The organism is Streptomyces sp. NPDC054932 (assembly GCF_053610205.1).
The window spans coordinates 1-9767 of the sequence record NZ_JBSGXU010000253.1 but is presented as its reverse complement, the minus strand read 5'-3'; the positions used below and the strand labels follow the sequence as shown (position 1 = coordinate 9767).

At 70.6% G+C, this 9767-nt stretch carries 9 protein-coding genes; 1 reads left to right on the top strand and 8 read right to left on the bottom strand.

What is annotated here, in order from left to right:
• Positions 1–44 precede the first annotated feature (44 nt).
• From ACWGE1_RS37480 to ruvC, 8 genes are all read right to left on the bottom strand, one after another.
• Positions 45–2474, bottom strand: coding sequence for a RelA/SpoT family protein (locus ACWGE1_RS37480; protein ID WP_453424942.1), 2430 nt, complete (start codon positions 2472–2474; stop codon positions 45–47).
• Between the two features lie 187 nt (positions 2475–2661).
• A complete protein-coding gene (locus ACWGE1_RS37475; protein WP_453424941.1) occupies positions 2662–3216 on the bottom strand; it encodes an adenine phosphoribosyltransferase in 555 nt (184 codons plus the stop codon).
• On the bottom strand, positions 3213–4268 hold the full coding sequence (secF, locus tag ACWGE1_RS37470; protein ID WP_453424940.1) for a protein translocase subunit SecF: 1056 nt from the start codon (positions 4266–4268) through the stop codon (positions 3213–3215). The genes ACWGE1_RS37475 and secF overlap by 4 nt, the downstream gene beginning before the upstream one ends.
• 3 nt (positions 4269–4271) lie before the next feature.
• Positions 4272–6047: a protein translocase subunit SecD gene (secD, locus tag ACWGE1_RS37465; RefSeq protein WP_453424939.1), complete on the bottom strand. Its 1776-nt coding sequence runs from the start codon at positions 6045–6047 to the stop codon at positions 4272–4274.
• Positions 6048–6200: 153 nt separating this feature from the next.
• Positions 6201–6659, bottom strand: coding sequence for a preprotein translocase subunit YajC (yajC, locus tag ACWGE1_RS37460; protein ID WP_453424938.1), 459 nt, complete (start codon positions 6657–6659; stop codon positions 6201–6203).
• Positions 6660–6825: 166 nt separating this feature from the next.
• Positions 6826–7899 carry a Holliday junction branch migration DNA helicase RuvB gene (ruvB, locus tag ACWGE1_RS37455; protein WP_453424937.1) on the bottom strand — a complete coding sequence of 358 codons (1074 nt, stop codon included), beginning with the start codon at positions 7897–7899 and terminating at the stop codon, positions 6826–6828.
• A 92-nt stretch (positions 7900–7991) separates the two neighbouring features.
• The gene (gene ruvA, locus ACWGE1_RS37450; protein WP_453424936.1) at positions 7992–8624 is read right to left on the bottom strand and encodes a Holliday junction branch migration protein RuvA; all 633 of its coding nucleotides are present in this window, start codon (positions 8622–8624) and stop codon (positions 7992–7994) included.
• Entirely contained in the window at positions 8621–9151 is a 531-nt protein-coding gene (ruvC, locus tag ACWGE1_RS37445) for a crossover junction endodeoxyribonuclease RuvC (protein WP_453424935.1), read from the bottom strand. Before ruvC ends, ruvA begins: the two co-directional genes overlap by 4 nt.
• 220 nt (positions 9152–9371) lie before the next feature.
• Here ruvC and ACWGE1_RS37440 point away from each other — a divergent pair, with 220 nt between their 5' ends.
• Positions 9372–9671 (top strand): hypothetical protein, encoded by a 300-nt coding sequence (locus ACWGE1_RS37440; protein ID WP_453424934.1) that lies wholly within the window; start codon positions 9372–9374, stop codon positions 9669–9671.
• Positions 9672–9767 lie beyond the last annotated feature (96 nt).

Genomic DNA, 9767 nt, shown 5'->3' with positions numbered 1-9767 from the left:
GGGCCGCCTTTTCGCTGCCGTGGGCCGCCGTGGGCCGCCGTGCGCTACGGACGTCGCGCCGAGGTCACGCGGTAGACGTCATAGACGCCCTCGACGCCCCGCACGGCCTTCAGGACGTGCCCCAGGTGCTTGGGGTCGCCCATCTCGAAGGTGAACCGGGAGGTGGCCACCCGGTCGCGGGAGGTCTGGACGGCCGCCGAGAGGATGTTGACGTGCTGGTCCGACAGGACCCGGGTGACGTCCGACAGCAGCCGGGACCGGTCCAGCGCCTCGACCTGGATGGCGACCAGGAAGACCGAGGACTGGGTGGGCGCCCACTCGACCTCCAGCATCCGCTCGGGCTGCTGGGAGAGGGAGTCGACGTTGACGCAGTCCGCGCGGTGAACCGATACACCGCTGCCGCGCGTGACGAATCCGATGATCGGGTCGCCCGGCACCGGGGTGCAGCAGCGGGCCAGCTTGACCCACACGTCGTCGACACCCTTGACGACGACGCCCGGGTCGGCGTTGCTGCGCCGCTTGCGGCCGCGCGCCGGCGGGATCGATTCCTCGATGTCCTCGTTGGCCGCTTCCTCGCCGCCGAGGGCCGCCACCAGCTTCTGCACGACGCCCTGCGCGGCCACGTGGCCCTCGCCGATCGCCGCGTACAAGGAGGAGATGTCGGGGTAGCGCATCTCGTGCGCGAGGGTGACGAGCGAGTCGCCGGTCAGGATGCGCTGGATCGGCAGGTTCTGCTTGCGCATGGCCCGCGCGATGGCGTCCTTGCCGTGCTCGATGGCCTCGTCGCGCCGCTCCTTGGAGAACCAGGCACGGATCTTGTTGCGGGCCCGCGGGGACTTGACGAAGCCGAGCCAGTCGCGGGACGGGCCCGCGCCCTCGGCCTTGGAGGTGAAGACCTCGACCAGGTCGCCGTTGTCCAGCGTGGACTCCAGCGGCACGAGCCGGCCGTTGACCCTGGCGCCTATCGTCCGGTGGCCGACCTCGGTGTGGACCGCGTACGCGAAGTCCACGGGAGTGGCACCGGCGGGCAGCGCGATGACGTCGCCCTTGGGGGTGAACACGAAGACCTCGTTGCGGGAGAGGTCGAAGCGCAGCGAGTCGAGGAACTCGCCCGGGTCCTCGGTCTCCTTCTGCCAGTCCAGCAGCTGGCGCAGCCAGGCCATGTCGTTGACCGTGTCCTGGCCGGCGCTGCCCTTGGCGGCCTGCGGGACGTCGGTGCGGACCTTGGAGGTGCCCGCGACGGTCTGCTGCTTGTACTTCCAGTGCGCGGCGATGCCGTACTCGGCGCGGCGGTGCATGTCGAAGGTGCGGATCTGCAGCTCGACGGGCTTGCCGCTGGGTCCGATGACCGTCGTGTGGAGCGACTGGTACATGTTGAACTTGGGCATCGCGATGTAGTCCTTGAACCGGCCGGGGACCGGATTCCATCGCGCGTGCACGGTGCCCAGAGCGGCGTAGCAGTCCCGGACGGTGTCGACGAGGACGCGGATGCCCACCAGGTCGTAGATCTCCGCGAAGTCACGGCCGCGGACGATCATCTTCTGGTAGACGCTGTAGTAGTGCTTCGGGCGGCCCGTCACGGTCGCCTTGATGCGGGCTGCCCGGAGGTCGACCTGCACCTCGTCGGTGACGACGGCGAGGTACTCGTCGCGCTTGGGCGCGCGCTCGGCGACCAGGCGCACGATCTCGTCGTACATCTTCGGGTAGAGGATGGCGAAGGAGAGGTCCTCGAGCTCCCACTTGATCGTGTTCATGCCCAGCCGGTGGGCCAGCGGGGCGTAGATCTCGAGGGTCTCGCGGGCCTTCTTCTCCTGCTTCTCCCGCTTGAGGTAGCGCATGGTGCGCATGTTGTGCAGCCGGTCGGCGAGCTTGATGACCAGGACGCGCGGGTCCTTGGCCATCGCCACGACCATCTTGCGGACGGTCTCGGCCTGGGCGGCCTCGCCGAACTTCACCCGGTCGAGCTTGGTGACGCCGTCGACGAGCAGGGCCACGGCGTCGCCGAAGTCCCGGCGCAGGTCCTCCAGGCCGTACTCGGTGTCCTCGACGGTGTCGTGGAGCAGACCGGCCATGAGGGTGGCCGGATCCATGCCGAGCTCGGCGAGGATGGTCGTCACCGCGAGCGGGTGGGTGATGTACGGGTCGCCGCTCTTGCGCTTCTGGCCCCGGTGCCAGCGCTCGGCCACCTGGTAGGCCTGTTCGAGCTGGCGCAGCGTCGACGTCTCGATCTTCGGGTCGTTGCTGCGGACTATACGGAGCAGGGGCTCCAGTACCGGGTTGTACGGGTTCGAGCGCTGTACGCCGAGCCGGGCGAGACGGGCGCGCACCCGGTTGGACGACCCGGCGGACTTGGCCGGCGCGGGCTTGACGGGCGGCGCCGGCGGGGCCGGCGGGGGCGTGGCCGGGGCCGCCGTGGTCTGCTCGGCCTGCGGGTCGGGCTGCGCGGCGGAGATTGGCTGGACCTCGTCTGGCAAGAGCGCTCCTCAGCGGATCCGGTGCCCGTGTCCGGTCCGGACAACCCATGGTAGCGAGGGTTCGGCCCCCTCGTTCCGCGAGCCCCTCCCCCTCCCGGCGGCGGCGCCGCCCCCGGCAGCGGCGCCGCACACGAAAGCGGCGGGCATCCGGAACCTCCCGGACACCCGCCGCTTCGGCACAACAGGGTCAGACCACGATCAGCGCGTCCAGCGGAGCCTCGCCCAGGGCGTCGGCCAGCTTGGCCCGTCCCGGCAGGAAGGACAGCTCCATCAGGACCGCCACGCCCGCGACCTCGGCGCCGGCCCGCCGGATCAGCGAGAGCGAGGCCTCCGCCGTACCGCCGGTGGCCAGCACGTCGTCGATGACCATGACCCGGTCACCGGCCGACAGGTCCTCCGCGTGGACCTCGATCTCCGCGGTGCCGTACTCCAGCTCGTACGACTGCGCCAGCGTCGCGCCCGGCAGCTTGCCGGCCTTGCGGACCGGCACGAAGCCGATCCCGGCCTGGACGGCCACCGGAGCCGCGAGGATGAATCCGCGCGCCTCCAGGCCGACGATCTTCGTCGCGCCGTACCGCCCGGCCAGCTCCACCAGCGTGTCCGTCAGGGCCGCGAAAGCCTTCGGGTCGGCCAGCAGCGGGGTGATGTCCTTGAACATCACGCCCGGCTTCGGGTAGTCCGGCACGTCCTTGATCCGGCCGAGCAGCAGGGCCCGGACGTCCTCGGACAGCGGCGCGGTCAACGCCGCCGCCCCGGCCGGCCCTGCGCCACGACCTGCGGCTCGTCCTCGGACGCGTAGCCGTCGTCCGGGGACTCGCCCTTGGCCTCGGCGGCCGCCCGCTTCGCGAGCACCCGCTTCTTCAGCGCCTTCATCGCCGGCTCGCGCTCCTTGAGGTCCACGACCAGCGGGGTCGCGATGAAGATCGAGGAGTACGCACCGGCGGCAAGGCCGACGAACAGCGACAGCGAGATGTCGTTCAGCATGCCGGCGCCCAGGAAGCCGCCGCCGATGAACAGCAGCGCGGCGACCGGGAGGAGCGCCACGACCGTGGTGTTGATCGAGCGGACCAGGGTGCCGTTGATGCTGCGGTTGGCGATCTCGCTGTACGTCCAGCGGGTCTGCTTGGTGATGTCCTTCGAGCCCTCCTTGAGACCGTCGAAGACGACGACGGTGTCGTAGAGGGAGTATCCGAGGATCGTCAGCAGACCGATGACCGTGCCCGGCGTGACCTCGAAGCCGACGAGCGCGTACACGCCGACGGTGATGGTGAGGTCGTGGATCAGCGCGATCAGCGCCGCGACCGCCATCCGCCACTCGAACGCGATGGCCAGGTAGATCACCACGAGGACCATGAAGACGCCGAGGCCGGTCCACGCCTTGTTGGCGATCTGGGAGCCCCAGCTGGGGCCGACCAGGTCGGCATTGATGTCGGCCTCGGTGACCTTGAGGTCGGTGGCGAGGACCTTCTTGACGTCGGTCGCGGCGTCGGTGTCCAGACCGGAGATCTGGATCCGCAGGCCGCCGGTGCCGAGCTCCTGGACGATCGCGTCGTGGCCGGAGGCCTTCTCCGCGGCCTCCGTGGCCTTGGCCACGGAGATGGTCGTCTTCGGGGTGGTGAAGACGGCACCGCCCTTGAACTCGATGCCCATGTTGAGGCCCTGAACGGCCAGGGCGACGATCGCCGTGATGGTGATCAGGATGGAAACGCCGTACCAGAGAAAGCGCTTTCCGACGAAGTCGTAGCCGACCTCACCGCGGTACAGCTTGGCGCCGAGATCTCCCAGCTTCGACATCTCTCACGCCTCCTTTGCTTCGACGGGGGCGGGGGCGGAACCGGTACGGCGGGACCGGCGCAGCGGGGGCTTGGCACCCAGCCGCTTCGGGTCCAGCCCGGACCACGGGTGACCGCTGGCGAAGAACTTCGTACGCGCCAGCAGCGTCATGATCGGCTTGGTGAAGAGGAACACCACGACCACGTCGAGCAGGGTCGTCAGACCCAGTGTGAAGGCGAAGCCCTGCACCTTGCCCACGGTGACGATGAACAGCACCGCGGCGGCCAGGAACGACACGAAGTCGGAGACCAGGATCGTGCGCCGGGCACGCGGCCAGGCACGCTCGACGGCCGGACGCAGGGTGCGGCCCTCGCGGATCTCGTCCCGGATGCGTTCGAAGTACACGATGAACGAGTCCGCCGTGATGCCGATCGCCACGATCGCACCGCAGACGGCGGGCAGGTTCAGCGCGAAGCCGATGCCCTTCCCGAGCAGCGCCATGATCGTGTAGGTCAGGATCGCGGAGACCAGGAGGCTCAGGATGGCGACGAACGCCAGGCCCCGGTAGTACACCAGCAGGTAGATCACCACGAGCAGCAGACCGATGGCGCCGGCGATCAGGCCGGCCCGCAGCTGCTCGCCGCCGAGCGCGGCGGTGACGGTGGTGACGCTGTCCTCGGAGAAGGAGAGCGGCAGGGCGCCGTACGAGAGCATGTTGCCCAGGTCCTGCGCGGACTGCTGGGTGAAGCCACCCGAGATCTGGGCGTTGCCGCCCATGATCGCCTGGCTGACGGACGGGTCCGAGACGACGTCGCCGTCGAGCACGATGGCGAACTGGTTCTGCGGCATCTGCTTGGCCGCCAGCTCGCCGGTGACCTTCGCGAAGGCGTCGGAACCGCGGTCGTTGAAGTCCATCGTGACGATCCACTGACCCGACTGCGGGTCGATGACGCCCTTGGCGCTCTTGACGTCCTTGCCCTCGACGGCGGCCGGGCCCAGGACCCACTTGCCCCAGGCGTCACCGCGGCGGCCGCAGGCGAGCGTCGGGTCCGTGGGCTTGGCGCCCTTGATCGCGGCGCGCTGCTTGTCGTCCGCGCAGTTCAGCGCGGCGAACTTGGCCTGCAGGTCCGCGGCGGCCGGGTCGGGCGCGGGGGTCGCGGACGGCGACGGAGCCTTGGTGTCGTCTGCCTTCTTCGACTCGCTCGCCGAGGGCGAGGGAGTGGGCGCGTTCGGGGCCTTGAGGCCCTCGCTGAGCGCGCGGCCCTGGGAAGTGGCGCTGGACGACGGGGTGGCGGACGGGCTGGCCTTGTTGCCGTCCTCGGCCTTGGGGGCGCCGGAGCCGCTCGCGGAGGGGCTCGGGCTGGGCGTGCCCTCGGGGGCGGCGGGGGTGCCGTCCGCGAAGGCGATGACCGGGCGGAAGTAGAGCTGGGCGGTGGTGCCGACCTGCTCGCGCGCCTGCTGCTCGTTCGTCCCCTTGGGGATGTTCACGATGATGTGGTCGCGGCCCTGGGTCTGGACCTCCGCCTCGGACACGCCGAGACCGTTGACGCGGCGGTCGATGATGCCGACCGCCGTGTTCATGTTGGTCTCGTTGATGGCGTTCTCTTTGCCGGGTTCGCTCTTGGCCTTGAGCGTGATGCTCGTGCCGCCGGCGAGGTCGATGCCCAGCCGGGGAGTCGTCTGCTTGGAGATGAACATCCCCGCGGTGAGCGCCACCATCGCGATCAGGATGATCGCCAGGGCACGCCCCGGCCTCCCCTGAGCCCCCGTGGGCCGCCGGCCCTTCTTCGGTGCTGCCACCTTGTCGTTTCTCCCTGTCCAACCGCCCCGCGCCGGGTCAGCGCGTGGACGGCCACGAAATGTGTGGTGGGGACCCCTGCCCCCCGCAGAAGTGTCACAGACGGGGACCGTGCCGGTCGCCGGTCGGGCGCCTCCACGGTCCCCCGCCGCGCGTTACTTCGCGCCGGCCTCGCCGTCGGACTTGCCGTCCTTGGGCTCGTCCTCGTCCTTCTTGCCCAGGTCGAGCTTGGGAGCCTCGTCCTCGTCCTTGGTGAGGTCCGTCTTCGGGGCCTCGGTCAGCGAGGAGGCGTCGTCCGGGACGGCCGGCGTGTCGGTCGCCGCGTCGTCGCTGATGCCGTGGACGATGCGGTTGTACTCCGCGTCCTCGAGAACGGCGCCGATGGAGTTCTTCGCGAAGATCGCGTGGACGCCGGGAGCCACCTCGAGGGTGACCGTGTCGTCACCGATCTCCTTCACCGTGGCGTACATGCCGCCGATGGTGCGGACCCCGGTGCCGGGCGTCATCTGGTCGCGCATCTGCGCGGCTGCCTGCTGCTTCTTCTTCGCGGAGCGGGTCATCAGGAACATCGCCCCGATGAGCACGATGAACGGGAGGAGTGTCACGAGATTCACGGGACGGAGATCCTTCGCACGACCGCACGCGGACGGCGGCCTTTTCTACGGGGGGTGGGCATACCGACCCGAAGGGTCGGCATCGGCGGAGTCTAGGCGAGTCCGCACCGATGGAACAACGCCCAGCATGGCACCGCAGTTCCTGAGGGGGCGAACCTCCGCGCCGTCAGGCCCCGAACAAGCCCTGTTGTCCGCTTGATCCATTCCCGCCGTGCTGCGGCGGTACGAGTCCCAGGTGAGCCCATGCGGCAGGCGTCGCCACCCGCCCCCGCGGGGTGCGCGCGAGCAGCCCCTCACGGACCAGGAACGGCTCCGCGACCTCCTCGACGGTCTCCCGCTCCTCGCCGACGGCCACGGCGAGGGTGGACAGGCCCACGGGCCCGCCGCCGAAGAGTTTCAGCAGGGCCTCCAGGACGGCGCGGTCCAGCCGGTCGAGGCCGCGCCCGTCCACCTCGTACACCTGGAGGGCGGTACCGGCCACCTCGCGGTTGATCACACCGTCGGCCCGGACCTGGGCGTAGTCGCGGACGCGGCGCAGCAGACGGTTGGCGATGCGCGGGGTGCCGCGCGAGCGTCCGGCGATCTCGGCTGCGCCGGCGGTGTCGATCTCCACGTCGAGGAGGCGTGCGGAGCGGTGGATGACGCGCTCCAGCTCCTCGGGGGCGTAGAACTCCATGTGCCCGGTGAAGCCGAAGCGGTCCCGCAGCGGCGGGGGCAGCAGACCGGCCCGGGTGGTGGCGCCGACCAGGGTGAAGGGCGGCAGCTCCAGCGGGATCGCGGTGGCGCCGGGTCCCTTGCCGACGATCACGTCGACGCGGAAGTCCTCCATGGCCATGTAGAGCATCTCCTCGGCGGGCCGGGACATGCGGTGGATCTCGTCGAGGAAGAGGACCTCGCCCTCCTGGAGCGAGGAGAGGATCGCGGCGAGGTCGCCGGCGTGCTGGATGGCGGGCCCGGAGGTGATGCGGATGGGCGCGCCCATCTCGGCCGCGATGATCATGGAGAGGGTGGTCTTGCCGAGGCCGGGCGCGCCGGAGAGCAGGACGTGGTCGGCGGTGGCCCCGCGCTGGCGGGCCGCCTTGAGGACGAGGTCCAGCTGCTGGCGGACCTTCTCCTGGCCGACGAACTCGCCGAGGTCCTTGGGGCGCAGAGCCGCCTCCACGGCGGTGTCCTCACCGTCCGCCGCGGCGGCGACGATACGGGCCTCGTCCTCGGCTGTGGTGTCGTCGTCCCAGTTCACGGTGTCTCAGTCTGCCTTCTCGGTGGTGGAGCGGTGGGTCGGTCCCTGCGGGTGCGTCTGCGGGCGCCGCCCGGTGGCGGCGCCGCCGCGCGTCAGCGGGCGCGGTTCAGGGACTGCAGGGCGGCCCGCAGGAGCTGCGGGACCGGGGCGGAGCCGCCGGCGGCGATGGCGGCCTCGGCCTGCGGGGTGACGGCGGTGACCGCGTCCTCCGCCTCGCGCGAGGCGTATCCGAGGCCGATCAGGGCGGCGGAGAGCTGCTCGGTCCAGGGGGCGGGCCCGGAGGCCGCCGCGCGCTGGGCGCCCACGAGGCCGCTGCTGCCCAGCGGAGCGCCCAGCTTGCCCTTCAGTTCGAGGAGCAGCTTCTGCGCGCCCTTCTTGCCGATGCCCGGCACAGCCACCAGTGCCTTCTCGTCCCCGGTGGAGACGGCCAGCCGCAGCGCGTCGGGGCTGTGCACCCCGAGCATGGCCTGCGCGAGCCTGGGCCCGACCCCGCTGGCGCTCTGCAGGGCCTCGAAGACCTGCCGCTCGTCGTCGTCGGCGAAGCCGTACAGGGTCAGCGAGTCCTCCCGCACGACCAGGGAGGTGGCCAGCCGGGCCTGCTCCCCGATGTGCAGGCCGGCGATGGTGTTCGGCGTGCAGTGCACGGCCATGCCCACTCCCCCGACCTCGATCACGGCAAGGGTGGGGGCGAGCGCGGCGACGGCGCCGCTGACGAAGGCGATCATCGGGTACGGCCTTTCGAGGCGTGCAGGGCGACCGCCTGCTGGAGGCGGTTCTGGGCGGGGGCCCGCCAGATGTGGCAGATGGCGAGGGCGAGCGCGTCGGCGGCGTCCGCGGGCTTGGGGGGCGCGTCCAGCCTCAGCAGCCGGGTGACCATCGCGCCGACCTGGGCCTTGTCCGCCCGGCCGGTGCCGGTGACGGCGGCCTTGACCTCGCTGGGGGTGTGCAGGGCGACCGGAATTCCGCGGCGGGCGGCGCACAGCATCGCGACGGCGCTCGCCTGGGCGGTACCCATCACGGTGCTGACGTTGTGCTGGCTGAAGACCCGCTCCACGGCGACGACTTCGGGGTGGTGCAGATCGAGCCACTCCTCGATGCCCTGCTCGATGGCGACGAGCCGGTGGCCCAACTCCGCATCCGCGGGCGTCCGTACGACCCCCACCCCGATCATGGTCAGGGGGCGGCCGGCGACACCCTCGACGACGCCGACACCGCATCGCGTCAGCCCAGGATCCACGCCCAGCACTCGCACGTCCGCTCCTCCTTCACCCAGGCGTGCAGGCTACCGGCTGCCACCGACAACGGGCTGGTCGCACGGCGCGGCCGGTCGGCTCGGCGATGCATCGGTCGGTCGGGAAACCCGGTTTGGAACAAGATCATCTCTCGTTATGATCTTCGAAAGCGCATGCGGATTCCCGCCTGTGCATTCGGTGGACCGACCATCCACACGACATTTGATTGAAGGGGGAACGATGCGTCGCATTTCGAGCATCGCCGTCACCGCCGGCCTCGTGCTGGCCACCGCAGGGCTCAGCTCGCCCGCCTACGCGGCGGCCGACGGCATGCACCGCGGGAAGTCCGGCTGCTTCAACTGGTCCTGGGCCGACGGCATCAGCACCACGACGGTGTACTACAGCAACACCTGTGACAAGACCGCGTCGATGAACATCTGGTGGCAGGACGGCGCCATCAGCAAGATGAAGAAGGTCACCGCCGGCGCGGGCGCGAAGGGCAGCATCAAGAACACCGGCACGGTCAAGCGCATCGACTGACCTGCCCTCCACGACGGCCCGCCGGATTCCGGCGGGCCGATTAGCGTTGGCCCGGCAACACCCCCCGCCGCACCAGCGCCCGGCCCGCCACGAACC

What these genes read in the sequence shown, in the direction of transcription:
- secF (WP_453424940.1), bottom strand. Translation starts at nt 4,268, where the DNA reads ATGTCGAAGCTGGGAGATCTCGGCGCCAAGCTGTACCGCGGTGAGGTC.
- ruvA (WP_453424936.1), bottom strand. Translation starts at nt 8,624, where the DNA reads ATGATCGCCTTCGTCAGCGGCGCCGTCGCCGCGCTCGCCCCCACCCTT.
- ACWGE1_RS37440 (WP_453424934.1), top strand. Translation starts at nt 9,372, where the DNA reads ATGCGTCGCATTTCGAGCATCGCCGTCACCGCCGGCCTCGTGCTGGCC.